At 72.4% G+C, this 25,360-nt stretch carries 16 protein-coding genes; 9 read left to right on the top strand and 7 right to left on the bottom strand.

All coding sequences use genetic code 11. From position 1 onward, the window contains the following. Positions 1 to 41 precede the first annotated feature (41 nt). Positions 42 to 1,295 carry a serine/threonine-protein kinase gene (locus ACZ66S_RS04650; RefSeq protein ID WP_469899597.1) on the bottom strand — a complete coding sequence of 418 codons (1,254 nt, stop codon included), beginning with the start codon at positions 1,293 to 1,295 and terminating at the stop codon, positions 42 to 44. Between the two features lie 105 nt (positions 1,296 to 1,400). Beyond that, the gene (locus ACZ66S_RS04655; RefSeq protein ID WP_469899598.1) at positions 1,401 to 3,116 is read right to left on the bottom strand and encodes a serine/threonine-protein kinase; all 1,716 of its coding nucleotides are present in this window, start codon (positions 3,114 to 3,116) and stop codon (positions 1,401 to 1,403) included. A gap of 341 nt (positions 3,117 to 3,457) precedes the next feature. Between ACZ66S_RS04655 and ACZ66S_RS04660 the strand changes: the two genes are divergently transcribed. The 5 genes from ACZ66S_RS04660 (at position 3,458) to ACZ66S_RS04680 (ending at position 13,643) form a co-directional block, all read left to right on the top strand. Beyond that, positions 3,458 to 7,414: an FHA domain-containing protein gene (locus ACZ66S_RS04660; RefSeq protein WP_469899686.1), complete on the top strand. Its 3,957-nt coding sequence runs from the start codon at positions 3,458 to 3,460 to the stop codon at positions 7,412 to 7,414. A 188-nt stretch (positions 7,415 to 7,602) separates the two neighbouring features. Beyond that, positions 7,603 to 8,994, top strand: a complete 1,392-nt coding sequence (locus ACZ66S_RS04665) for an ABC transporter substrate-binding protein (protein WP_469899599.1) — start codon at positions 7,603 to 7,605, stop codon at positions 8,992 to 8,994. A gap of 4 nt (positions 8,995 to 8,998) precedes the next feature. Beyond that, complete coding sequence (locus tag ACZ66S_RS04670; RefSeq protein WP_469899601.1) at positions 8,999 to 10,342, top strand: carbohydrate ABC transporter permease; 1,344 nt, start codon at positions 8,999 to 9,001, stop codon at positions 10,340 to 10,342. Beyond that, positions 10,339 to 11,247 carry a carbohydrate ABC transporter permease gene (locus tag ACZ66S_RS04675; protein ID WP_469899602.1) on the top strand — a complete coding sequence of 303 codons (909 nt, stop codon included), beginning with the start codon at positions 10,339 to 10,341 and terminating at the stop codon, positions 11,245 to 11,247. The genes ACZ66S_RS04670 and ACZ66S_RS04675 overlap by 4 nt, the downstream gene beginning before the upstream one ends. A gap of 140 nt (positions 11,248 to 11,387) precedes the next feature. Further along, the gene (locus tag ACZ66S_RS04680) at positions 11,388 to 13,643 is read left to right on the top strand and encodes a bifunctional glycosyltransferase/CDP-glycerol:glycerophosphate glycerophosphotransferase (RefSeq protein WP_469899603.1); all 2,256 of its coding nucleotides are present in this window, start codon (positions 11,388 to 11,390) and stop codon (positions 13,641 to 13,643) included. Between the two features lie 92 nt (positions 13,644 to 13,735). Here ACZ66S_RS04680 and galE read toward each other — a convergent pair whose 3' ends face one another. After that, a complete protein-coding gene (galE, locus tag ACZ66S_RS04685) occupies positions 13,736 to 14,716 on the bottom strand; it encodes a UDP-glucose 4-epimerase GalE (protein WP_469899604.1) in 981 nt (326 codons plus the stop codon). Positions 14,717 to 14,839: 123 nt separating this feature from the next. Continuing rightward, entirely contained in the window at positions 14,840 to 15,361 is a 522-nt protein-coding gene (locus ACZ66S_RS04690) for a MarR family winged helix-turn-helix transcriptional regulator (RefSeq protein ID WP_469899606.1), read from the bottom strand. A 122-nt stretch (positions 15,362 to 15,483) separates the two neighbouring features. Here ACZ66S_RS04690 and ACZ66S_RS04695 point away from each other — a divergent pair, with 122 nt between their 5' ends. After that, positions 15,484 to 15,897 carry an organic hydroperoxide resistance protein gene (locus ACZ66S_RS04695; RefSeq protein ID WP_469899607.1) on the top strand — a complete coding sequence of 138 codons (414 nt, stop codon included), beginning with the start codon at positions 15,484 to 15,486 and terminating at the stop codon, positions 15,895 to 15,897. Between the two features lie 104 nt (positions 15,898 to 16,001). On the opposite strand, the gene ACZ66S_RS04700 is transcribed toward ACZ66S_RS04695, so the two are convergent. Beyond that, the gene (locus ACZ66S_RS04700) at positions 16,002 to 16,265 is read right to left on the bottom strand and encodes a YciI family protein (protein ID WP_469899608.1); all 264 of its coding nucleotides are present in this window, start codon (positions 16,263 to 16,265) and stop codon (positions 16,002 to 16,004) included. A gap of 101 nt (positions 16,266 to 16,366) precedes the next feature. Here ACZ66S_RS04700 and ACZ66S_RS04705 point away from each other — a divergent pair, with 101 nt between their 5' ends. Further along, complete coding sequence (locus ACZ66S_RS04705) at positions 16,367 to 17,086, top strand: Crp/Fnr family transcriptional regulator (RefSeq protein WP_469899610.1); 720 nt, start codon at positions 16,367 to 16,369, stop codon at positions 17,084 to 17,086. Between the two features lie 3 nt (positions 17,087 to 17,089). Here ACZ66S_RS04705 and ACZ66S_RS04710 read toward each other — a convergent pair whose 3' ends face one another. Beyond that, positions 17,090 to 17,716, bottom strand: coding sequence for a TetR/AcrR family transcriptional regulator (locus tag ACZ66S_RS04710; RefSeq protein WP_053850341.1), 627 nt, complete (start codon positions 17,714 to 17,716; stop codon positions 17,090 to 17,092). Positions 17,717 to 18,076: 360 nt separating this feature from the next. Here ACZ66S_RS04710 and ACZ66S_RS04715 point away from each other — a divergent pair, with 360 nt between their 5' ends. Beyond that, positions 18,077 to 18,994, top strand: a complete 918-nt coding sequence (locus tag ACZ66S_RS04715) for an ABC transporter permease (RefSeq protein ID WP_469899612.1) — start codon at positions 18,077 to 18,079, stop codon at positions 18,992 to 18,994. After that, a complete protein-coding gene (locus ACZ66S_RS04720) occupies positions 18,987 to 19,808 on the top strand; it encodes an ABC transporter ATP-binding protein (RefSeq protein WP_469899614.1) in 822 nt (273 codons plus the stop codon). Before ACZ66S_RS04715 ends, ACZ66S_RS04720 begins: the two co-directional genes overlap by 8 nt. A 124-nt stretch (positions 19,809 to 19,932) precedes the next feature. Here ACZ66S_RS04720 and ACZ66S_RS04725 read toward each other — a convergent pair whose 3' ends face one another. Next, entirely contained in the window at positions 19,933 to 24,885 is a 4,953-nt protein-coding gene (locus tag ACZ66S_RS04725) for an NAD-glutamate dehydrogenase (RefSeq protein WP_469899615.1), read from the bottom strand. Positions 24,886 to 25,360 lie beyond the last annotated feature (475 nt).

A 25,360-nucleotide genomic window follows, 5' to 3' on the forward strand; every position in this document is an offset into this window, starting at 1 on the left:
TGTGGCAACCGACGTCGGTCGTCCCCCGGGCCGCCGCCTCCTCAGGGGGAGGCGGGCGCGGAGTTCTTCGTGTCCTGCGGTGACGCCCCCGCGTCGTCGCCCGAGGTGGCCGCCCAGATCCCGACGCCCGCCGCGGCGACCAGCACCAGCCCCGCGACGCCCACGACCAGCCTGCGCCGCCGTGTGGTGGCCCGGTGCCGCGCGGACCCGGGGCGGGGCGCCCCGGCGGGCCTGGGCACCCGGGCCGTCCCGCGCGCGCCGCCGGCCAGCTCGTCGGGGCCGGGCACCCGCATCGACGTGTGCGTGTCCCGGTTGGAGTCCGCGGGCTTCGCCCCCGGCACCAGCGGCACCGCCCCGCGCCGCGCCGGCCGCCCTGCGGGTACCGGCTCCCCCGCACCGTCCGCGGCCGTGTCCTCGGGGCCCTGCTCGTCGTCCTCCGCGTCCGGCTCGTCCACGTCGAGCGGGGGCATCCCGGCCAGCAGGGGCAGCAGCTCGCGCAGCCGTACGCCCATCTCGGAGGCGCGCAGCCGGGAGGCCGGTGCCTTGGCCAGGCACTGCACGACGAGCTGCCACAGCTCGTCGGGGATGCCCGGGAGCGGGACCACCGTCTCCGTCACATGCCGTCGCAGCACCGCGCCGGGGTGTCCGCCGCCGAACGGCGTGAAGCCGGCCAGCAGCTCGTACAGGACGGTCGCGAGGGCGTAGATGTCCACGGAGGCCCGCGGTGGCAGCCCTTCGACGATCTCCGGGGCCAGGTAGTCCGGCGTCCCGATGATCTTCGTGGCGCGGGTCCGGCGCGGCGAGTCGATGAGCTTCGCCACACCGAAGTCCGTCAGCAGGGCGGGGTGGGCGCCACCGGGGCCGAGCGGCCCCTGCATGTCCAGGAGGATGTTCTCCGGCTTCACGTCCCGGTGCACGACGCCCTTGGCGTGCGCGGCTGCCAGCCCGTCCGCGACATCCGCGACGATCGCCACGGCCGCCTCGGGGGCGAGCCGCTTCTCCCGGTCGAGCCGGGTGCGCAGATCGGTGCCCCGGACCAGGTCCATGACGAGCGCGAGGTCGTTGCCGTCGACCACGAGGTCCCGCACGGAGACCACGTGCGGGTGCTCCAGGCCGAGCAGGGCCGTGCGCTCCTGCACGAAGCGCCCGACGAGTTCCTGGTCGGACGCGAGATCCTCGCGCAGCAGCTTGACGGCGACGGGCCCCTCGGGTCCCTCGCCCAGCCACACCGTGCCGGCGCTGCCCCGCCCCAGGATCTGGTTGGCGGTGTACCGGCTGCCGATCTTCCGTGCCAAGACTGCTCCTACAGACGCGTGTTGTCGCTAAAACTACGCGCCGCAGGAGCCAACCTTCACCGCGGAGACGGAAATCACCCGCCGGGTGTCGACAAATCTCCAGACTTACTGCTGACCTGAGGAGTTTCCGCCCAGGTCGCTGATCCAGCCGCTCACGGTGTCGACGATGTCGCCGATCTGCTGCCAGTAGCTCTTGCCGGTGCCGATCCAGTCCTGGAGGGGGCTCAGCTCCCAGATCAGCCAGCTCGCCACGAACAGGATGACGAGCGTGAAGAGGCAGCCCTTGAGGCAGCCCAGACCCGGGATCTTCATCGGGTTGGCGCTGCGCTGCCGCGGCTGCCGGGGCTCGCGCGCGGGACGCTCGGGCTGCGGCGGGGGCGCGTAGCGCTGCGGTTGCTGCTGCTGCGGGGCGTACTGCTGGGGCTGCTGCTGCGGCTGACGGCCGTAGCCGCCCTGGGGCGGGCGCTGCTGGGGCCGCTGCTGCCGCTGGGGCGGCTGCTGGGGCTGCTGCTGCGGCCGGGCGACCTGCCGCTGGGGGCGGCGGCGCAGCGGGTCCTCGTTCGGGTCGAGGTACTGGACCTGCGTCTGTTCGTTGCGGTCGCGGGCCGCGCGGAGCTGGCTCTGCCAGGGGTGCGGGTCCTCGGGGCCGCCGGACTGCTGGCCCTGCTGCCCGTACTGGCCCTGGCCGGGCTGCCCGGGCGGCACCGGCGGCATGACGGCCGTCGGATCGGCCGCGCCGCGGTGCGGGAGCACGGCGGTGGGGTCGGCGGCACCGACGGGGTTCCCGGCGCCGGTGTGCGGCAGGAAGCTGGTCGCCGCGTTCGGGTCGTAACCGCCCGCGGCGCCGGCGCCGTGCGGCAGCACCTGGGTCGGGTCGGCGGCGCCGGGGGTGTCCGGCACGGCGGCCGGGTCCGGGTCGGGCAGCAGCAGCGCGCCGACGTTGTCCGCCGCGGCGATCTGCGCGGAGTTCGCGTGCACGCCGATGCCCTCGGCGACGACACGCAGCCCGCGCGCGAGGTTCTGCGCGCTGGGGCGCCGCTCGGGGTTCTTGCTCAGACAGCGCTCGATGACCGTCCACAGCGGGTCGGGGACGGTGGAGGGGCGGCGCGGCTCGGCGCTCAGGTGCTGGTGCAGGACTTCCAGGGCGGAACCGCCGGCGAACGGCGGGCGGCCGGTGACCAGTTCGTACAGCAGGATGCCGGCGCCGTAGATGTCGACGGCGGAGGTCTGCGGGCGGCCCTCGGCGGACTCGGGCGCGACGTACGCGGGCGTGCCGACGAATTCCTGGGTCCGGGTCAGGCCCGGGGAGTCCGCGAGGCGCGCGATGCCGAAGTCGGTCAGGAGGGGGTGCATCTGGCCGCCGTCCTGGCGCAGCAGAACGTTGGCGGGCTTCAGGTCGCGGTGGACCACGCCGTCGGCGTGGCTGGCGGCGAGCGCGTCGGCGATCTGCGCGGTGATCAGGGCGGCGCCGACGGGGCTGAAGGGGCCGTTCTCGCGCAGGTAGCGGTGCAGGTCGGGACCCTCGACGAGGTCCATGACCAGGGCGAGCAGATCGCCCTCGACGACCAGGTCACGCACCCGCACGATGTTCGGATGGGTCAGCCGCAACAGGACGGAGCGCTCGCGCAGGAACCGCATCACGATGTCCGGATCGCTCGCGAGCTCCTCCTTGAGGACCTTGATCGCGACGGTCTCGCCGGGCTGTCCCGGTACGGCGGCCTCGGCGCCCGCGGTCTCCCGCTGGCGGGCTCGCCACACGGTCCCCGTGGCACCGCGTCCGAGCGGCTCCTCGAGGAAGTACTTGCTGCCTACCGGCCGCACGTCATGCACTCCCTGCTGCTTGCTGTCGTTCCCGACCCACTTCCGACCCACTGTAGTGCCGCTCCTGCGGGCACCACGTGAGCGTTGCCAAGCACGTTCCGGAGAAAGACGCTCCGGGCGGGCCTCCTGGTTGCCGGACGTTGACGTGACCGATCTCAAGTGATCGCGGGCGCTGCACTGGTCAGGCACTTTTGGGGGCAGAGCTGACCAATCAAGATCACTTGCCCTCGGGCGGCGGGCGCGTTGTCAGTGTCAGGTGCGAGGATGCGTGCAGTACTGGCCGATGTGCTCGTGCGGGGGTGGGGATGTCCGCGTCCGAGCAGAAGGGACCGCTGACGGCGATGCAGATCCGGCTGACCGTCGTAGACCCGCTGGGCCCGCCCGACCGGACCCGGGGCCGCGCCGCGAGCCGCGACGTGCTGGTCACCGCTCCCGTCGGCACCGCCCTGGCCGCGGTGGCCACCGCGCTCGCCTCGGCGGTCCCCGGGGACGGGGCCCCTTCCCGCGCGGGCGAGGCCGAGCGCGGCGGCGGCCCGGTCGTGCTGTACGCCGACGGTGAGCGGCTGGACGCCCAGCGCGCCACCCTGGGCGAGCCCCCGCTGATCGACGGCGCCGTGCTGTCCCTGGGCGCTCCGGCGGCCCTCGATCCCCACCCCGAGCTCGACGACGCCCCCACCCAGCTCCACGTGGTCGCCGGCCCCGACGCCGGCGGCGTCCATCTGCTGCACGGCGGCCAGATCCACATCGGCCGCTCCGCCGACGCCGACGTCCCGCTGGACGACCCCGACGTCTCCCGCCTGCACTGCGCGGTCACGGTCGCGCCCGACGGCCGCGTCTCGGTGGCCGACCTCGACTCCACCAACGGCACGACCCTGGACGGCGCCCGCGTGGGCACCCGCCCGGTCCGGTTCCCCCCGGGGGCGCTCCTGCGGATCGGCGAGTCGGTGCTCCGGCTGTCGCCGAGCGGCGGGCGCCGGCTCGGGACGGAACCGGACGGCGAGGGCCATGTGCGGGTCACCTCCGACGAGACCGGGCCGCTGCCGGGCGACGAGCGGGGGCGCGGACGCGCGGACGCCGCCCGTACCGGCGGTTCCGGGCCCACACCGGGCGGCAGCCGGGCCCACGGAGGTTCCGCACCGGCCGGTGAGCCGGGCGGCGGCGGTCAGGGGCCGGGCGTGCCCGCAGCGCGCCGGGGCACGGAGTCCGGCACCACCGGGTACGGCGCTGCCCAGGGGCGCGGGACGGCAGGACCCCACGAGGACGACAGGGGGGCGGCCGGCTCGGTCCCCGGACAGGCCGCCTCCGGACAGGCCGCGCCCTCCCCCCGCGCGCGGGGCCGGGTGTCGGCGAGGGCCGCGTCCGCCTCGGCCGAGAGCTCGGCACGCGCGCGGGACGGCCGCGACAGCGGCGACGCCTCACCCCGCCCGCCCGCCGACGGGACCCATCACGCCTACGGCTCCGCGAGCTGGGGCGCCTCGGGCGGCCCCGAGGGCGCGGGAGCGCAGGGCCACGGCCCCGCCGAACCGCCGGTCGTCGTACCGGGCCAGGGCGGCGCGCCCCGGATCGAGCACCGGGGCGACCCCCGTACCGGACGCCCGGACCCCGGCGCCTCCGGTGGGGACACCCACGGCGGCCGGTCCGGCCTCGGCTCCTTCGAGGTGACGCGCACGACCGCCGTCCCCTCCCCTGCCCCGACCGCCCCGGACGAGCCCTCCCCGTCCCCCGCCCCCGACGCCCCGGACGCCCCCGCGACCGGCCGCCGCAAGGGCACCCCGCTGCGCGGGACCGACGTACCGCAAGGTGTGCGGCGGCGCGGTGGGCTCTCCGCGTGGGCCCGGCGGCTGGCCGGGGGACGGGGCGAGCAGGAGACGTCCGCGCAGGACGAGGCGTACGACGGGACGGCCGCGCCCGTCACCGCGGTGCCCTCGGCCGCCGCGACCCAGGTGCCCGAGGTCTGGCCGGACCCGGCCGCCCTGCTGTTGACGGCGCTGGGCCCCGGAGCGCGTCTGTGGGAGCGGGGGCCCGGGCATCCGGAGGCCCTCACCGTGCGGCTCGGCACCGCCGACCGGTCGGCCCCCGACGGCTCGGGGCTGCTGCCGGCCGTTCCGGTCACCGCGGACCTGCGCGAGGCCGGTGCGCTCGGACTAGCCGGTCCGCGCGCGCGGCTCGCCGGACTGGCCCGCGCGGTGGTGGCCCAGCTCGCCGCCCTGCACGCGCCGGAGACCCTGGAGATCGTCCTGATCAGCACGGACCGCTCCCGGCCCGCGCAGGAGCGCGTCGCCGAGTGGTCCTGGCTCGGCTGGCTCCCCCATGTCCGCCCGGGGCACGGCCAGGACTGCCGTCTCCTGCTCGCCCACGACCGCGAACAGGCCGCGGCCCGCACCGACGAACTCCTGCGGCGCCTGGACGACCACCTGACCGACACCGCGCTCGCCCCCGCCGTCCCCGCCGCCCGCTCGGCCACCCCGCAGGACCGCCCCCGCAATGCCGCCCGACGGCCCTCCTGGGCCCGGGACGACGCGGAGGACGGGCCGGGCAGCGGTTTCCCGGGCCCGTACACCGTGGTCGTCGTGGACGGCGACCCGGGCGGCGCGGGTCTGCGCAAGGCGGTGGCGCGGCTGGCGGCGGAGGGCCCCCTGGCCGGCATCCACGTCGTCTGCCTGGCCGAGACGGCCCCGGCCTCGCCCGCCTCTCCGGTGACGGACACATACGAGGCGGCGTGCGCGGCGGCCCCGACGTTCCGCGAGTGCGGGGCGGTCGGGCTGCTCAGTGGGGACGTGGCGACGGCCCTGCGGCTGATGCGGGTGGCACGGGCGGGCGTTCCCGCGGAGACCGGCGCCGACGGCACCGACAGCCACGGCACCGGCACCTCCCCGGCCGACGCCCGCCACGCCGACGCGCCCCGCACCGGTGCCCAGGCACGTCCCGGCGGCCAGGGCGCCCGTACCGACGCCGACACCCTCCACCTGACCGCGGCCCCCGTCCCGGCCCCCGTCGGCCACGGCACGGTCGCCGCCGTGGACGCGGTCTCCGCGGCCTGGGCCGAGCGCTTCGCGCGGGCGCTGGCACCGCTGCGGACGGACGGCACCACCGCCGCGGGCCACGCGCGCGTGTCCTCGCCGCTGCCCCAGTCGGCCCGCCTGCTGGACGAGTTGGGGCTGGCCCGGGCCACCCCGCCGTCGCTGATGACCCGCTGGGCGGACGCGGCCGACGACCCGGAGTCGCTCGGCGGCCGGGCGTGGGCGGTGCTGGGGGCCGGACCGCGCGGACCGGTCTGCGCGGACCTCGTGGCCGAGGGCCCGCACCTGCTGATCGAGGGCCCGGCGGGCAGCGGCCGTACGGAACTGCTGCGGGCGGTCGTCGCCTCGCTGGCCTCGGCCGAGCGCCCGGACCGCCTCAGCGTCGTCCTGATGGACGGCCGGGACAGCGTGGCCGCCGGCGGCCACGGTGAGGGTCTGCGCGTGTGCACGGACGTACCGCACGTGACCACCCACCTCACCGCCAACGACCCGGTCCTCATGCGGGAGTTCGCCCAGTCCCTGAGCGCCGAGCTGAAGCGGCGCGCGGAGCTGCTGGGCCGCTGCGACTTCGCGGAGTGGCACACCGGCCGGGAGGTCTCGGGCCGCATGGTCGCCCAGCGGTCCTCCTCCCCCCAGCGCCCGCCGTCCCCCCGGGGCACCGGCGGCGCGTCCGGCGAGCCGGCCTCCGGCGACCTCGACTCGCCGCCCAGCTCCACGATCCGCCTGCGCCCGGCGGCGGTCCGGCGGCAGACGGAGACGGCACCCCCGCTCCCCCGTCTCGTGGTGGTCGTGGACGACCTGGACGCCCTGGTCTCCCCGCCCCTCGGCTCCCCGGGCAGGCCGGCCGCCGGCTCGGTCATACGCGCGCTGGAGGCGGTCTCCCGTGAAGGTGAGCGCCTGGGCGTGCACCTGGTGGCCGCGACCGGCCCGGGCGGCCGTACGGCGGAGTGGGAAGCAGCCCGCCGGGCCACCCTGCGCGTCGCCCTGGACGCCCCGGCCACCGGCCCGGAGGAACCCGCTCCCGGCCGCGGCCGGCTGACCTGGCCCGACGGCCGGGTCACCGCCTTCCAGGCCGGCCGGGTCACCGGCCGCATCCCCCGCACCGCGACCCTGCGGCCCACGGTCGTCCCGCTGGAGTGGGAACGCATGGGTGATCCACCGGCCCGCCGCCCGGTCCGCGAACTGGGCAACGGACCAACGGATCTGGCCCTGTTGGCGAGTGCATTGGAACGAGCGGCGCGGGAAGTCGCAGCGGCAGAGGTCCCGTCCCTGCTCTAGTCACCGAGGGGCCCGGGGGCGCCGCCCCCGACCGACGCGTGCCACAACGCACCGGCACTGGTCACGACGGCATCACGATCTTCCGGTTGACAGCGGACGCCCACTTGCCGACCTCGTTCGCCCGGCGTAGACCAGATCGCACGGGACAGCCCTCGAACGTTCGACGAGGAACGAAGAACGGGGTCGTGATGCGCACCACCAGCAGCACCCAGCGGAAGCCCAGGTCAGCGAACAGGGCTGCGAAATCGGCGGCCGCCGCCCTCGCGGCGGCCCTCGCCCTGTCGCTCTCCGCATGCGGCGGAGACGACGACAAGAGCAGTGACACGGGCGCGACAGGCGGCAAGGAGACCGGCACCACGGTCACCCTTCCCAAACTGAACGGTCAGAGCCTGGAGGTCGCCGCCGTCTGGAGCGGCGCCGAACAGGCCAACTTCAAGAAGGTCCTGGCGGAGTTCGAGAAGCGCACCGGCGCCAAGGTGACCTTCGTGCCCGCCCAGGACCCGATCGTCAACTTCCTGGGCTCGAAGGTCGCGGGCGGCCAGCCGCCGGACGTCGCGATGCTTCCGCAGCCCGGCGCGATCAAGCAGGCCGTGGACAAGAAGTGGGCCAAGCCCCTCGGCGCGGAGGCCAAGGCCGAGCTCGCCAAGAACTACTCGCAGGGCTGGCAGGACATCGGCAAGGTCGGCGACACCCAGTACGGCGTCTACTACAAGGCCGCCAACAAGTCGCTGATCTGGTACAACGCCAAGGTCTTCGAGAACGCGGGCGCCACCGAGCCGAAGACCTGGGACGAGCTCCTGACGACCGCCCAGACGGTCTACGACTCCGGCGTGACCCCGTTCTCCGTGGGCGGCGCCGAGGGCTGGACCCTGACGGACTGGTTCGAGAACGTCTACCTCTCCCAGGCGGGTCCGGAGAAGTACGACCAGCTCGCCAAGCACGAGATCAAGTGGACGGACCCGTCCGTGAAGGACGCGCTGACCACGCTGGCCCAGGTGTGGGGCAAGAAGGACTATGTCGCGGGCGGTGCCAAGGGCGCGCTCCAGACGGACTTCCCGGCCTCGGTGACGCAGACCTTCACCGGCGGTGAGCAGCCCAAGGCGGCGATGGTCTACGAGGGCGACTTCGCGCAGGTCAACATCCAGACGGCGAAGGCGAAGGTCGGCACGGACGCGAAGGTGTTCCCGTTCCCGAAGGTCGGCGACACCGCCCCCGTGGTCTCCGGCGGCGACGCGGCCGTGATCCTGAAGGATTCCAAGGCGGCCCAGGCGCTGGCCACTTTCCTGGCCTCCCCGGACGCGGCGACGATCCAGGCCAAGCTGGGCGGTTACCTCTCGCCGAACAAGAGCGTGGACATCTCGTCGTACCCGAACCCGGTGCAGCAGAAGATCGCCAAGGCGCTGATCGACTCGGGCGACGACTTCCGCTTCGACATGTCCGACCAGGCCCCCCAGGCCTTCGGCGGCACCCCCGGCAAGGGTGAGTGGAAGGCGCTCCAGGACTTCCTGGCGAACCCGAAGAACATCGCGGGCACGCAGGCGAAGCTGGAGGCCGACGCGGCGGCCGCCTACGGGAACTGACGCGATGACATCCGCCACCGAGGCAGGGGTCCCTCCGACCCCTGCCTCTCCCAAGTCGCGCAAGAGCGTGACCGGCACGCGCAGGACCGTGGCAGCGCTGTTCCTGCTGCCCGCCCTCGTGCTGCTGGGCGCGCTCGTGGTCTACCCGATCGGGTACTCGATCGTCCGCAGCTTCTACGACCAGTCCGGTGACGGCTTCGCCGGCATCGACAACTACAAGGCCCTGTTCACCGACGACGGCATCCGCACGGCCCTGAAGAACAACATCATCTGGGTGGTGTTCGCGCCGACGATCGCCACCGCGCTCGGTCTGATCTTCGCGGTGCTGACCGAACGGGTGCGCTGGGGAACGGCGTTCAAGCTGGTCGTCTTCATGCCGATGGCGATCTCGATGCTGGCGGCCGGCATCATCTTCCGGCTCGTCTACGACCAGGACCCGGACAAGGGGTTCGCGAACGCGGTGTGGGTGGGCGTGCACGACACGTTCGCGCAGTCCTCGGCGTTCCCGAAGGCCCACCCGGGGCGGAACTCGCCGCTGGTGGCCCAGAGCGGCGGTTTCGTCACCAAGGCCACGGTCCACACCGGCGGCACGGTCACCCTGCCCCTGGTGGGCGTCGCCCCGGACCAGATGCCCGGGGACGCGAAGAAGGCCGTGGCGCCGCAGGCGGACCCGGGCCGGATCACCGGCACCACCTGGCAGGACTTCACCCGCGGCAAGGGCGTCGGCACCCTCGGCGGGGTCGACCCGACCGAACTCGGCTACCCCGGCATGAAGATCGAGGCGGTCAAGGACGGCAAGGTCGTCGAGACGGCGAAGGCCGGCGACGACGGCACGTTCTCCTTCTCCGAGAAGGCCGACGGAGCTCAACTCCGGCTTCCTGCCGGCAACTTCAAGGAGGCCTACAACGGCCTCGACTGGCTCGGCCCGTCGCTGGTGACGCCGTCGATCATCGGGGCGTACATCTGGATGTGGGCCGGTTTCGCGATGGTGCTGATCGCGGCCGGACTCGCGGGCATCCCCCGGGAACTCCTGGAGGCGGCCCGGGTCGACGGCGCGAGCGAGTGGCAGGTCTTCCGCAGGGTCACGGTGCCCCTGCTGGCGCCCGTCCTCGCGGTCGTCACGGTGACCCTGATGATCAACGTCCTGAAGATCTTCGACCTGGTCTTCATCATCGCCCCGGGCTCCTCGCAGGACGACGCGAACGTCCTCGCCCTGGAGCTGTACCGCAAGGGCTTCGCCGAGGACCAGCCCGGCATCGCGAGCGCCATCTCGGTGTTCCTCCTGCTGCTGGTGATCCCGGTGATGTGGTTCAACATTCGTCGGCTCAGGCGGGAGGTACGGCGATGACCACTCAGGCCGAAAGGCTCCCGGAGACGGCACCGGCCGAGGGGGCGAAGGCGAGGCAGTCGCTCGGCTCACGGCTCGTCGAGCGGGTCAGCGGCGGTCTGATCAGCGTCTTCCTCGTGGTCGTCGGCCTGTTCTGGCTGGTGCCGACGATCGGGCTGCTGATCTCCTCGCTGCGCAGCCCGGAGGACCTCACCGCGAGCGGCTGGTGGAAGGTCTTCACCAAGCCGTCCCAGCTCACCTTCGACAGCTACGACAAGCTGCTCCAGAACAGCGACATCACGCACTCCATCGTGAACACCGTGCTCATCACTGTCCCGGCGACGATCCTGGTGATCGTCATCGGCGCGCTCGCGGGGTACGCGTTCGCGTGGATGGAGTTCCCGGGCCGCGACTGGTGGTTCATGGCCGTGGTCGGGCTGCTGGTGGTGCCGGTGCAGGTGGCGCTGATCCCGATCGCCGAACTCTTCGGCAAGATCGGCCTGTTCGGCAACATCATGGGCGTGATCCTCTTCCATGTGGGCTTCGGCCTGCCGTTCGCGGTGTTCCTGCTGCGGAACTTCTTCGCGGAGATCCCCCGCGAACTCCTGGAGGCGGCACGGCTCGACGGCGCCGGTGAACTGCGCCTGTTCGTCAGGGTGGTGATGCCGCTCGGCGGGCCCGCGATCGCGAGCCTGGGCATCTTCCAGTTCCTGTGGGTGTGGAACGACATGCTGATCGCGCTGGTGTTCACGGACGCCGACAGCCAGCCGATCACGGTCGCCCTGCAGACCCAGATGCGTGCCTTCGCCGACAACGTCGACGTCCTGGCACCGGGAGCGTTCATCTCGATGGTGATCCCGCTGATCGTGTTCTTCGCGTTCCAGCGGCAGTTCGTGTCCGGCGTGATGGCGGGCGCGGTCAAGTAGCGCACGGCACCAGCGGGTTGGAGGGGCGGGCCGGCACCGGCCCGCCCCTTCGCGTTCGCCCGAATGCCGTACGGACCGTAACCCGGCGCCGCCGTGGGGCGTTCCCGGGCAGAACGCCCGCGCCGACCCTTGGATGTGCCGTGCCCAGGTTCAGTGTCATCGTCCCCGCGTACAAGGTTCAGGCGTACCTGACCGCATGCCTGGAATCGGTGCTGTCGCAGTCGTACGAGGATCTGGAGCTGATCGCCGTCGACGACCGCTCGCCGGACGCGTGCGGCGAGATCATCGACGAGTTCGCGGCCCGCGACCCCCGGGTCCGGGCGGTCCACCTGGCGCGGCACGCCGGAACCGGCCCCGCCCGCAACGCCGGGACGGCCGAGGCGACGGGCGACTACCTGCTGTTCCTGGACGGCGACGACACCCTCACCCCGCACGCGCTGCGGGCCGTCGCCGACCGGCTGAAGGAGACCGGCGAGCCGGACGTCCTGGTCCACGACCACGCGCTCGTGCACCGGTCGGGCGAGCAGGTCCGCGAGACCTCCGCGGGCCGGCTCACCGAGCGGGGCCCGGCGCCGTTCCGCCTGGAGGACCGCCCTGGGCTGCTGCGGGTGCCGCCGGTGGCCTGGAACAAGGCGTACCGCAGGGAGTTCGTCGAGCGCGGGGGCTTCGCCTTCCCGCCCGGCCGGCACGCCGACCTGCCCTGGACCTACCCGGTCCTGACGAGCGCCGAGACGATCGCCACCCTGGACCGGGTCTGCGTCCACCACCGGCGGCACCGCAGGAGCCAACTACCCGAGGTAGCCAGCCACTTCGACCTGTTCGAGCAGTACGACAGGGTCTTCGCGTACGTCGCCCAGCGCCCCGAACTCGCCCGCTGGCGGCCGGTGTTGTTCCGTCTGATGGTGGACGACCTCTGGGCGGTGTTCACCGAGCGGGGCCGGCTCCCGCGCGGCATCCGGCCCGAGTTCCTGCGGCGCGCCCGCGCCCACTACCGCGCCCACCGCACCCCGGGCCGCCCGGTCCCGGTGCGGTACAGGCCGCGCCACACCGTGATCCGCCTCGGCCTGTACCGCACCCACCGGCTCACGGAACTGGCCCGCGGTCTCGCCCGCCGGACCGCCCGCCCGGTCGGACGCCTCGCCCGGTCCCTGCACTCGGCGGCCCTGCGCCTCCACTACCGGGTCCAGCGCTGCCTCCCCCTGCGCGCGGACCGGGCCGTCTTCGCCGCGTACGGGGGCCGCGGCCACGGCTGCAACCCGGGCGCGCTGGAGGAGGCGTTCCGCACCCTCGCCCCGCACATCCGCACCGCGTGGGTCGCCCACCCCGAGCACCACCACACCGTCCCGACCGCCACCCGCAGGCTGCGCCCCGGCACGGCAGCCCACTGGACGGCACTGGCCCGCTCCAAGTACCTCGTCGACAACACCGACTTCGACCACCGCCTGGTCAAGCGCCCCGGCCAGATCCTCCTCCAGACCCAGCACGGCACCCCCCTCAAGCACATGGGCCTGGACCTCCAGGAACGCCCCGCCGCCGGGGACTTGGACTTCGAGGCGATGCTGCGCGGCGTCGACCAGTGGGACTACCTCCTGTCCCCCAACCGCCACACCACCCTGACCTGGGAGCGGGTCTACCCCGGCGGCTACACCACGCTCCCCTACGGCTCTCCCCGCAACGACGTCTTCCAGCGGGCGACTTCGGAGGACGTACGGCGGCTGCGCGAGTCCCTGGGCATCCCCGAGGGCTCGGTGGCGATCCTGTACGCGCCCACCCACCGCGACTACCGCCGCACCCAGCAGGCCACCCTCGACCTTGACCGCCTGCTGCGCCGCCTGGGCCCGCGCTTCGTCGTGCTGGCCCGCGCCCACCACCGCCACGGCGGCCCGCTCGTCTCCCCCGCGACCGGCCGGGTCGTCGACGTCACCGACCACCCGAGCGTGGAGTCCCTGTGCCTCGCCTCGGACGCCCTGGTCACCGACTACTCGTCCCTGATGTTCGACTACGCCAACCTGGACCGCCCGATCGTGATCCACGCCGACGACCGCGAGGCGTACGAGGCGGCCCGCGGCACCTACTTCGACCTGCGGTCCTTCGCCCCCGGCGCGGTCGCGCGCAGCGAGGACGAACTGATCGACATCTTCGCCACCGGCCACTGGCGCGGCTCCCGCTCCACCCAACTGCGCTCGGCGTTCCGCGAGCGCTTCTGCCCGTACGACGACGGCCGCGCCGCCGAGCGGGTCGTGCGCCATGTCGTCCTGGGCGAGACCGAGTTGCCCGCGGTGGTCCCGCTCGCGGAGCGGCACCCGGTGCCGTCGGCCGCGGCGGCGCTCGACCGGTCCCCGCTGGCGACCGTGCCCCGGCCCGCGACGGACTCGCCCGTCACCGAGACCCGCTAGGAGGGGTCGATGCCGTCCAGCGCCTCCCATCCCACACCGACCCGCCCGTCCACCTGGCGCCCGCTGGGGCGCCCGGGACGCCGGTCGCGCCGCTAGCCCCGGGCCGCCTCCGGGTGCAGCCGCACCCACCCCTCCCACGCCGACGTGATCATGTCCTGGACGTCGCGCTTGGCCCGCCAGCCGAGTTCCGTGGCCGCGAGGTCGGCGGAGGCGACGACCCGGGCCGGGTCGCCGGGGCGGCGGGGAGTGACCGTCGGGGGTCGGTCGTAGCCGGTGAGGGCGTTGATGTGGTCGATCATCTCGCGGACGGAGACGCCCTCCCCGCGGCCGATGTTGACCGTGAGGTCGCGCCCCGGGGACGACTGAAGGGCGCGGGCCGCGGCCACATGCGCCTCGGCCAGGTCGACGACGTGGATGTAGTCGCGGACGCAGGTGCCGTCGGGGGTGTCGTAGTCGTCGCCGAAGATGCGTGGGGCCGCGTCCTGCGTGAGCTTCTCGAAGACCATGGGGACGATGTTGAAGACGCCCGTGTCGGCCAGTTCGGGGCTCGCCGCGCCCGCCACGTTGAAGTAGCGCAGACAGGCGGTGGAGAGGCCGGTCGCCCGGCCCGTGGCGCGCACCAGCCACTCCCCGGCCAGCTTGGTCTCGCCGTACGGCGACATCGGCGCGCACGGGGTCCGCTCGGTCACCAGCGGGACGTCCGGCATGCCGTACACCGCCGCGGAGGACGAGAAGACGAAGGAGGGGACGCCGGCCACAGTCACCGCCTCCAGGAGGACGCGCAGGCCCTCGACGTTCTCGCGGTAGTAGTGCAGCGGCAGGTCCACCGACTCGCCGACCTGCTTCTTCGCCGCGAGGTGGACGACCCCGGTGACCTCGTGGTCCGCCAGGGTGTGCGCGACCCGCTCGGCGTCCAGCGTGGAACCCGTCACCAGCGGCACGTCGGTCGGCACGCGCTCGGCGACGCCGGTGGACAGGTCGTCGTACACGACCGCCTGCTCGCCCGCCTCGGTCAGCGCCCGCACGACGTGCGCCCCGATGTAACCGGCACCGCCGGTGATCAGCCAGGTCATCTACGGCCGTCCCCTCCTCGGTTGACCCGTGTCCGCGTATCAGTGAACCAGGGCGCACGGGACGCCACCGGGTGGGAGACGGGTGACGTTCCGTGCGGTGCCGGACGCCGCATGCCGGTCCTGTCAGTCCGCGTCGGGCAGTTCGGCGTGCACCGCCGCGTCCAGGGCCGAGGTGAGCCGGTCGAGACGGGCCCGCAGGTCGCGGATCTCGTCCACGTCGAAGCTGGTCGCCGAGACGATCCGGCGGGGCACCTCTTCCGCGCGCTCGCGCAGGGCGACGCCCTCCTCGGTGAGGCGCACCTCCACCGAGCGCTCGTCGCGGGCGCTGCGTTCGCGTCGCACGAGGCCCGCCGTCTCCAGTCGCTTGAGGAGCGGGGAGAGGGTGCCCGAGTCGAGCCGCAGGTGCTCGCCGAGCTTCTTGACGGGCAGATCGCCCTGCTCCCACAGCACCAGCAGCACCAGGTACTGCGGGTACGTGATCCCCAGGTCCTTGAGGATCACGCGGTAGAGGCCGCCGAAGGCGCGGGAGGCCGCGTTCAGGGAGAAGCAGATCTGCTGGTCCAGGCGGAGCCAGTCGGTGGCGGCCGGGGCGGCGGCAGGGCCGGCCGGGGTCGCGGTCCGGTCCGCGGTCGGGGGCGTGTCCATGAGACCAGGATAGCTCTTGCGAGCCATTTAGTTGTGCGCAATTGAATTGTGTGCTCTACTTATGGCCGTCAGGCGGCCTCGGAAGAGCCGCCGGAACGTGACTTCGAGAGGGACGGTTTTCCATGGACGCGCTCTACACCGCTGTCGCCACCGCCACCCACGGCCGCGACGGCCGCGCCTACACGAACGACGGCAAGATCGACGTCGCGCTGGCCCCGCCGGCGGAACTGGGCGGCAACGGACAGGGCACCAACCCCGAGCAGCTCTTCGCCGCCGGTTACGCCGCCTGCTTCGGCAGCGCCCTCGGCCTCGTCGGCCGCCAGGCCAAGGTCGACGTCAGCGACGCCGCCGTCACCGCCGAGGTCGGCATAGGCAAGCAGGGCGAGGGCTTCGGCCTCAAGGTCGCCCTCCGCGTCGAACTCCCCGACACCGTGGACGCCGAGACCGGCCGCAAGCTCGTCGAGCAGGCCCACCAGGTCTGCCCCTACTCCAACGCCACCCGCGGCAACATCGAGGTCGAGCTGGTCATCGAGTAGGTCTGGAGCGGTGCGGGCGGGTTCCGGGGGCCCGGGATCGGGAGTCCAGGAAACGGGGGCTAGCGATCCGGGGTCCCGGGAGGGCCCGCGGGATGCGGTTGCCCTCAGCCCCCGACGATCGGCGTCCACTCCCGGATCGCCCGCACCTCGACTCCTGGAGTGGACCGGTAGTACGGATCAGCCTCCAGCAGCTCCTCCAACTCCGCCCGCTCCACCGCGAACACCAGCATCGCCCCCCGGTCGTCCGCCCACGGCCCCGCGGCGAACAGCTTCCCCTCCGCGTGCAGACGGCCCAGCACCTCCCGGTGGGCGGGCCGGGCGGCGAGGCGTTCCGGCGCGGAGGTGAAGACGAGTTCCACGACAAGCACGAGGTCCCCTTTCCCAGGACGACAACCGACGCGCCGACGTTAGGCTCGGGCCGCCGCGCCGGTCTGTATCAGCCGATACAGCGAGGGAAGGAGTCGTCGTCGTGCCCGACCCCGACTGGCGGCGACTGCGGGACGTCCCGCTCTTCGCCGCACTCCCCGAGCCCGATCTGCGCCACCTGTGGGACACCTCGGTCCCCCGCCGATACGCCCCCGGCGAGGCCCTGCGCCACCAGGGCGCCCCCGCCGACCACCTGCTCGCCCTGCTCGACGGCACCGCCTCCGCGTCCGCCACGACCGCCGGCGGGCGCGTCATACGGTTCGGCACCTGGTCCGGGCCCTGCGCCCTCGACAAGGTCGCGCTGCTCGACGGAGCCGGCCACACGGCCACCTTCACCGCGCTCACCCCGTGTGCCGTACGGGCCGTCCCCCGCGCCGGCTTCACCACCCTGCTCGACGACTCCGCGGCCGTCCGCGCCCACGTCCTCCGGCTCCTCGCCGCCCAGGCCCGCGCCCAGCAGGAACGACTCACCGACACGGCCACCCTGCCCTGCGAGGCCCGCCTCGCGGCCTGGCTCCTGGAGGGACTGAGCCGGGACGGCGCCGACGGCCACGTCCCCCTCCCCGGCGGCCAGCGCGCGCTCGCCGACCTCCTCGGGGTCACCCGCGTCACGGTCAACCGCGCGCTGTCCCGACTCCGACGGGACGGCCTGATCGGGCCCACGGAGAACGGCGGCCACGGCACCGGCTCCGGCCGGATCCGCGTGCTCGCCCCTGAACTCCTCGCCCGGCGCGCGGCACCGGACACCGGGCCCGGCCGCTGAGGCTCAGAGCGCCTTCAGCGCCTCCGTCGTCGCCCGGGCCAGCGCCGCGAGGTACCCCTTCGGCAGCTTCGGGCTGCGGATCACCACCGAGCGCCAGTACAGGGGGCCCGAGATCAGATCGAGGGCCAACTCGTCGTTGAGGCCCGCGCGCAGCTCCCCGCGCTGCTCCGCCGCCGAGATGATCTTGCTGGCGACGCCCTCCTGGCCCTTCTGCAACGCGTTCTGCAACGCCTCGGCGATCTCGGGGTTACGAGCCGCCTCCGCCTGGAGATCCGGGATGATCTGCGAGGCCACCGGATGCCGCAGCGCCCGGGACGTCACCTCGTACAGCATCCGCAGGTCGTCCTCCAACGAGCCCGTCTCCGGCACCGGCAGACCCATCACCGCGATCTCCGACACGACGTCGAGCACCAAGTGCAGCTTGGAACGCCACCGGCGGTACACCGCGGTCTTGCCGACGCCCGCGCGACGCGCGATGCCCTCGATCGACATCCGCGCATAGCCGACGGCCGCCAGCTCCTCGAACACGGCCGCCCGAATCGCGTCGGTCACGTCCTCACGGAGTACGGCGGCTCCTGCCGGGGCACGGCGGCGCGTACGGGTCTGCGGCGCGTCGGCGTTGGTCGTCATGCGGACAGCATAGGGCGTAGCGACGAAACGGTTGCGTTCCGACGCGGCGGCGGCACGACGGCACGGTTGCGACCTCCCGCGGCGCGTCGGGACGAGCCGTTTCGTCCTGACGTGGCACGTCGGGACGAGGCCGTTTCGTCCTGACGGGGCGCGGTGCGACGAAACGGTTTCGTCCCGACGTCGTGCGTGACGACGAAACGGTTGCGTTCCGACGCTCTCTCGCCGTACGCTCGCGTTGCGACGATACGGTCCCGTCCCGACGTAAGAAAACGTGAAGAGTCACGTAAGGAAACGCCGGATGACGGGGCGCGCCGGCCGCAGATGTGCACCACCCCCCACCCCCGAGCGAAAGCAACGGATGTGAGTCAGGTCCTCGACACCCCGCCCCCGACAGCGCCCCCGGCCGACGAAGACCTCTCGGCGCTGGCCGCCCGGCACGGCCTCACGGTCAGCGGTGCCCGTCCCTCCCTGCCCGACTACGTCCGTCAGCTCTGGGCACGGCGTCACTTCATCACCGCGTTCTCGACCGCCAAGCTCACCGCGCAGTACAGCCAGGCGAAGCTCGGCCAGGTCTGGCAGGTGATGACCCCGCTGTTGAACGCGGCGGTCTACTACTTCATCTTCGGCATCCTGCTGGGCACGAAGAGGAACGTGCCGGACTACGTGCCGTTCCTGGTGACGGGCGTGTTCATCTGGACGTTCACGCAGAGCTCGATCATGGCGGGCACCCGGGCGATCTCCGGGAACCTCGGTCTCGTGCGCGCGCTGCACTTCCCGCGGGCCGCGCTGCCGATCTCGTTCGCCCTGCAGCAGTTGCAGCAACTGCTCTTCTCGATGGCCGCCCTGGTCGTGATCCTGCTCTGCTTCGGTGTCCCGATCGCCGCGTCCTGGCTGCTGGCGATCCCGACGCTGGTGCTCCAGTCCACGTTCAACGCGGGCGTCTCGATGATCGTGGCGCGGATGGGCGCCAAGACACCGGACATCGCGCAGCTCATGCCGTTCGTGCTGCGCACCTGGATGTACGTCTCCGGTGTCATGTGGAGCATCGACAAGCTGGCCAAGGGCCACCACGACTGGCCGTCCTGGCTGGTCCCGGTCCTCCAGGCCAACCCGGCCGCCGTCTACATCGACCTGATGCGCTACGCGCTGATCGACAGCTTCCACGCGAGCCAGTTGCCGCACCACGTGTGGGCGATCGCGGTGGGCTGGGCGCTGCTCGCCGGCGTCGGCGGCTTCATCTACTTCTGGAAGGCTGAGGAGACGTACGGCCGTGGCTGACATCGAGACCGACAAGATCCCCACCGTCGTCGTCGACGGCGTCGACATCGTCTACCGCGTCAACGGCACCGGCGCGGGCAAGGGTTCGGCCACCGCCGCCCTCAACCGCATGCTGCGCCGGGGGCAGGCCGAGAAGGCCGCGGGCGTACGCAGGGTGCACGCCGTCAAGAACGTGTCGTTCGTCGCCTACAAGGGCGAGGCGATCGGCCTGATCGGCACCAACGGCTCCGGCAAGTCGACGCTGCTCAAGGCGGTCGCGGGCCTGCTCCCGGTGGAGAACGGCCGTATCTTCACCGACGGCCAGCCCTCCCTGCTCGGCGTCAACGCGGCCCTGATGAACGACCTCACGGGCGAGCGCAACGTCCACCTCGGCGGCCTCGCCATGGGCATGTCCCGGGAGCAGGTCAGGGACCGCTACCAGGAGATCGTCGACTTCTCCGGCATCAACGAGAAGGGCGACTTCATCACCCTCCCGATGCGCACCTACTCCTCCGGCATGGCGGCCCGTCTGCGCTTCTCCATCGCCGCCGCCAAGGACCACGACGTCCTCCTCATCGACGAGGCCCTGGCCACCGGCGACCGCTCCTTCCAGAAGCGCTCCGAGGCACGCATCCGCGAGCTCCGCAAGCACGCGGGCACGGTGTTCCTGGTCAGCCACAGCAACAAGTCGATCCGCGACACCTGCGACCGGGTGCTGTGGCTGGAGCGCGGCGAGCTGCGCATGGACGGCCCCACCGACGAGGTCCTGGCGGCCTACGAGGACTTCACGGGCGGCCCGGACAAGGCGAAGCCCCAGCAGAAGGCCGCCGCCTGACACCACAGCCCCTGACATCACAGCCCCTGAGCCACGGCTCCGGTGGCGGAACGACGAGGGCGCCCGGGACTTCACGGTCCCGGGCGCCCTCATGGTCGTAGGCCCCGCGAAGGGGCCGTCGGCCTCAGGAGTGCTGTCGCAGCAGGGTCCTCATCGTGCGCATCGCCACCGACAGGTTGGCCAGGTCGAACGCGTCCGAGCTCTGGATCTCCTCCAGAGTGGTGCGCGCCCGGCCGAGGATCGGGGCGTTCTTCTCCTCCCATGCCTTGAAGCGCTGCTCGGGCGTGGACGTGCCGTTGCCCACCGCCAGGACGTCGGCCGTCAGCGCCGAGTGGGCGGCGTACAGGTCCTCGCGGATGGAGGCGCGGGCCATTGACTGCCAGCGGTCCGCGCGGGGCAGCTCGATGATGCGGTCCATGAGCTGGGTGATGTGGAGCCGGTCGGCGAGGTCGTAGTACACCTCGGCGACGTCCATCGGGTCCTTGCCCATGCGGTCGGCCACCGAGACGATGTCCAGCGTCGGGAAGGCCGAGGAGAACCCGGCCACCCGCGTGGCGAGTTCGTCCGGGACGCCGGAGCCGCTCAGCTCGTCGTAGATCTTCTGGTACCACTCCAGGTCGGCGCCCCGCAGCAGCTTCGGGAGCTGCGACCACACCAGTTCGACGCGGTCGCCGAAGAACTCGACGGTCTCGGCGAGCTGGATCGGCTGCGGCCGGTTGTTGAGCAGCCAGCGCGTGCCGCGCTCGACGAGGCGGCGCGAGTGCAGGCGGATACGGGTCAGTGCGGCGGCCTCGACCTTGTTGTCGAGCGCCTCGACGCCGTCCCACACCACACCGGAGCGGAAGATCGCGCGGGCCACGGTCTGCGCCCGGACGATCTCCTCCAGGGAGGCGCCGGTCTCCTCGCGCAGGCGGTGCAGATAGGTCGTACCGCCCGTGTTGACCGTGTCGTTGACCAGGACGGTCGTGGTGATCTCGCGGTGCAGCGGGTGGTTGTCGATGTGCTCGGGGAACTTCTCGCGCAGCGCGGCCGGGAAGTACGTGTGCAGCAGCCCGTGCAGGTAGGGGTCGTCGGGGAGCGAGGTGTGCAGCAGCTCCTCGGCGACCGTGATCTTCGTGTACGCCAGCAGGACGGCGGTCTCCGGGCTGGTCAGGCCCTGCGCGGTGTTCAGCCGCTCACGGATCTGGCGGTCGGTGGGCAGGAACTCCAGGGCCCGGTCGAGGTGGCCCTCGCGCACCAGGTGGCGCATGAAGCGCTGCTGGGCGTGGAGCATGTCCTTGGACTGGGCGAGCGCGTTGGCGATCGCGGTGTTCTGCGCGTAGTTGTTGCGCAGGACCAGGCGGCCGACCTCGTCGGTCATCTCGGCGAGCAGCTTGTTGCGCTGCTTGACCGTCATGTCGCCCTCGGCGACCAGGCCGTTGAGCAGGATCTTGATGTTCACCTCGTGGTCGGAGGTGTCCACGCCCGCGCTGTTGTCGATGGCGTCGGTGTTGATCTTGCCGCCGTGCAGGGCGAACTCGATCCGGCCGAGCTGGGTCAGGCCCAGGTTGCCGCCCTCGCCGACGACCCGCACGCGCAAGTCGGCGCCGTCGACGCGGATCGGGTCGTTGGCCTTGTCGCCGACGTCCGCGTGGGTCTCGGTGGACGCCTTCACGTAGGTGCCGATGCCGCCGTTCCACAGCAGGTCCACCGGCGCCTTGAGGATCGCCTTCATCAGGTCGGCCGGGGTCATCTTGGTGACCTTGTCCTCGATGCCGAGGGCCTCGCGGACGTGGGCGTTGACGGGGATGGACTTGGCGGTACGGGGGAAGACGCCGCCGCCCGCGGAGATCAACTCGGTGTTGTAGTCGGCCCAGCTCGAGCGCGGGAGCTCGAAGATGCGGCGGCGCTCGGCGTAGGAGGTGGCCGCGTCCGGCTTCGGGTCGATGAAGATGTGCCGGTGGTCGAAGGCGGCGACCAGGCGGATGTGCTCGCTGAGCAGCATGCCGTTGCCGAACACGTCACCGGACATGTCGCCGATGCCGACAACCGTGAAGTCCTCGGACTGGGTGTCGAGGTCCAGCTCGCGGAAGTGCCGCTTGACGGACTCCCAGGCGCCGCGGGCGGTGATGCCCATGCCCTTGTGGTCGTAGCCGGCGGAGCCGCCGGAGGCGAAGGCGTCGCCGAGCCAGAAGTTGTACTGCTCGGCGACCCCGTTGGCGATGTCCGAGAAGGTCGCGGTGCCCTTGTCGGCGGCGACGACCAGGTAGGTGTCGTCCTCGTCGTGCCGGACGACGTCCGCCGGGGGCACGACCTCGCCGGCCACCATGTTGTCGGTGATGTCGAGCAGCGCCGAGATGAACGTCTTGTAGCTGGCGATGCCCTCGGCCAGCCAGGCGTCCCGGTCGACGGACGGGTCAGGCAGTTGCTTGGCGACGAAGCCGCCCTTGGCGCCGACCGGCACGATGACGGTGTTCTTCACCATCTGCGCCTTGACCAGGCCGAGGATCTCGGTGCGGAAGTCCTCGCGCCGGTCGGACCAGCGCAGTCCGCCGCGCGCGACCTTGCCGAAGCGCAGGTGCACGCCCTCCACGCGCGGCGAGTAGACCCAGATCTCGAAGGCCGGCCGCGGGGCCGGGAGGTCAGGGATGGCCTGCGGGTCGAACTTCATGGAGACGTAGTCGTGCGGCTTGCCGCCCGTGGCCTCCTGGAAGAAGTTGGTGCGCAGGGTCGCCTTGATGACGGTCAGGAAGGAACGCAGGATCCTGTCCTCGTCCAGCGAGGCCACCTGGTCGAGGGCCGCGTCGAGCTCCTCCAGGAGGGCGTCCACGAGTTCGTGGCCGGCGCGCTGGCGGTCCGGTGACATCCGCGCCTCGAACAGGGAGACGAGCAGCCGGGTGGTGTGGACGTTGTTGCGGAGGGTGTCCTCCATGTAGTCCTGGCTGAACGTCGAGCCGGCCTGGCGCAGGTACTTGGCGTACGCGCGCAGCACCATCGCCTGCCGCCAGTTCAGGCCGGCGCTCAGCACCAGGGCGTTGAAGCCGTCGTTCTCCGCCTTGCCGGTCCAGGTGGCGGCGAAGGCCTCCTGGAAGCGCTCGCGGCCGTCGTCGCCGAGGTAGTCACCGGTGCCGTTCTGCGACTTGGGCATGCGCAGGCCGAAGTCGTAGATCCAGGCGATGCTGCGGTCGGAGCAGCGCAGGTCGTAGGGCCGCTCGTCCATGACCTCCACGCCGAGCCGGTTGAGGACCGGCAGGACGGCGGACAGGGAGATGGCCTCGCCCTTGCGGTAGATCTTGAAGCGGCGCTCCTCGGGGGTGGCGCCCACCGGCTCGTACAGGCTGAGCGAGAAGGCGTTCTCCTCGCCGAGCCGCTCCAGGTGGACCAGGTCGGCGACCGCGGAACGCGGGCTGTGGTCGGCCTTGTAGCCCTCGGGGAAGGCGTTGCCGTAACGGCGCAGCAGTTCGGCGGCGCGCTCCTCGCCGAGCTCGGCGTTGAGCGCCTCGGCCCAGCCGTCGGCCCAGGAGCGGGCGGCCTCGACCAGGCGGGCCTCGATGCGCTCCTTGTCGCTGTCGCTGAGCTGCGGCAGCTCGGTGCCCTGCGGGACGCGGACCACGAAGTGCAGCCGGGACAGGATCGACTCGGTGTTCCAGGCGGTGAAGTCGACGCTGATGCCGCCGAGTTCCTCCTTGAGGATGTCGATGATCCGCAGGCGGACGCCGGTGGTGTAGCGGTCGCGGGGCAGGTAGACGAGGGCCGAGTAGTAGCGGCCGTACTCGTCCTGGCGCAGGTACAGGCGCAGCCGCCGCCGCTCCTGGAGGTACAGGACGGAGGTGGCGATGGACTCCAGCTCGTCGGCCGGGGTCTGGAACAGCTCGTCGCGCGGGTAGGTCTCCAGGATCTGGAGCAGGTCGCGGCCGTCGTGGCTGTTGGGCGAGAACCCCGCCCTTTCGAGGACCTCCTCCACCTTGCGTCGAATGACCGGAACCCGGCGCACCGACTCGGTGTAGGCGGCGGAGGAGAACAGTCCGAGGAACCGGCGCTCGCCGACGACATTGCCGTCCGCGTCGAACTTCTTGACCCCGATGTAGTCGAGGTACGACGGCCGGTGGACGGTCGCGCGGCTGTTGGCCTTGGTCAGCACGAGCAGCTTGTGCTCACGTGCCTTCGCCCGCGCGTCTGCGGGCAGCCGCTCGAAGGACGGGCTGACCGGGTGGCCCTCCTCGCCGGCGTGGTGCGGGTCGGAGCGCAGGATGCCGAGGCCGGTGCCGGGCACGGCCGCGAGGGAGTCGTCCGGCCTGAGCTGGTACTCGCGGTAGCCGAGGAAGGTGAAGTGGTCGTCGGCCAGCCAGCGCAGCAGCTCGCGGGCCTCCTCGATCTCCATGTCGCGCAGATCGGTGGCGACGGGCTCGGCGGGCAGCTCCTCGGCCATCCGCAGGGCCGCGTCCCGCATCTTCTCCCAGTCCTCGACGGCCTCCCGGACGTCGGACAGGACGCGCAGCAGATCGGCGGTGATCTGCTTCAGGTCGCCGCGGTCGGTCTCACGGTCGATCTCGACGTGGATCCAGGACTCGGTGTGCGCGTCGTGCGGGAGGTCGGCGGCGGAGGGCGGGGCGGTGAGGATCTCGATCAGTTGGCCGGTGAGGTCGCGGCGGACGACGACCTGGGGGTGGATCACGACGTGGATGCCGCGTCCCTGGCGGGTCAGCTCGTTGGTGACGGAGTCGACGAGGAAGGGCATGTCGTCGGTGACGACCTCGACGACCGAGTGCGTGCAGGTCCAGCCGTTCTCCTCCACCGTGGGGGTGTGCACCCGCACGTTGGCCGTGCCCTGCGGGCGGGCCTCGCCCAGCCGGAAGTGGGAGAGAGCGGCTCCGTAGATGTCGACCGGGTCGCGGTCGGCGAGGTCTTCCGGTGCCGTGTGCAGGTAGTAGCGCTGGAGGAACGCGAGCACGGTCTCGCTGTCCGGGGTGTCCGGAGTGCGGGGGGTCTCGTCGTCCGTCGTCCCAGTCGGTAGGTGCCCCCCGGCCGGGCTGTTCTCAGCTACCCGCGCGGCCCTCTCGAGCAGCTCGGCCTTGGCTTCGTCCAGCTTGGTCTGCATTGTCCTCTGACTCCTGTCGCGCGCCGTTGCGTGACGTAGAAGGAAGTACGGTCTCTTCCCCAGCGGCTCGACGCCACGGCCCGGGGTCTCCGGTCTGCTCCGACGCTATGCCGCAAGGTGAGATGAGCGGGGGTATATCGGCCATTCTCGACACGCCCGTCAGGTGTGACGCTGCTCTCTGCCGCGCCGGTGACGAGGGTGTGCTCGGCGTCATGAGGGCCCCTACGGCCCCGTCCCGCCCGCGAGGACCAGCGGCCGCCGCCCGGCCACGGAGGTGTTCCGTGCGCACCGGGCGCGGGGCGGGGGCCACAGCGCCCCCGCGAACTATCGCGCTGATCACGCCACCAAGGCTATCGCTCCCCACAGGGGGGCCGTCATGAGCCGTATGTGTACAAAACCAGGGGTGGAACTTTGACACTCTGCACAGTGCCCACGTCGCATCCAGGCCATGACCTTCTTCCCTCCCTTTCGCCCA

Source organism: Streptomyces sp. NPDC107471, assembly GCF_055582845.1.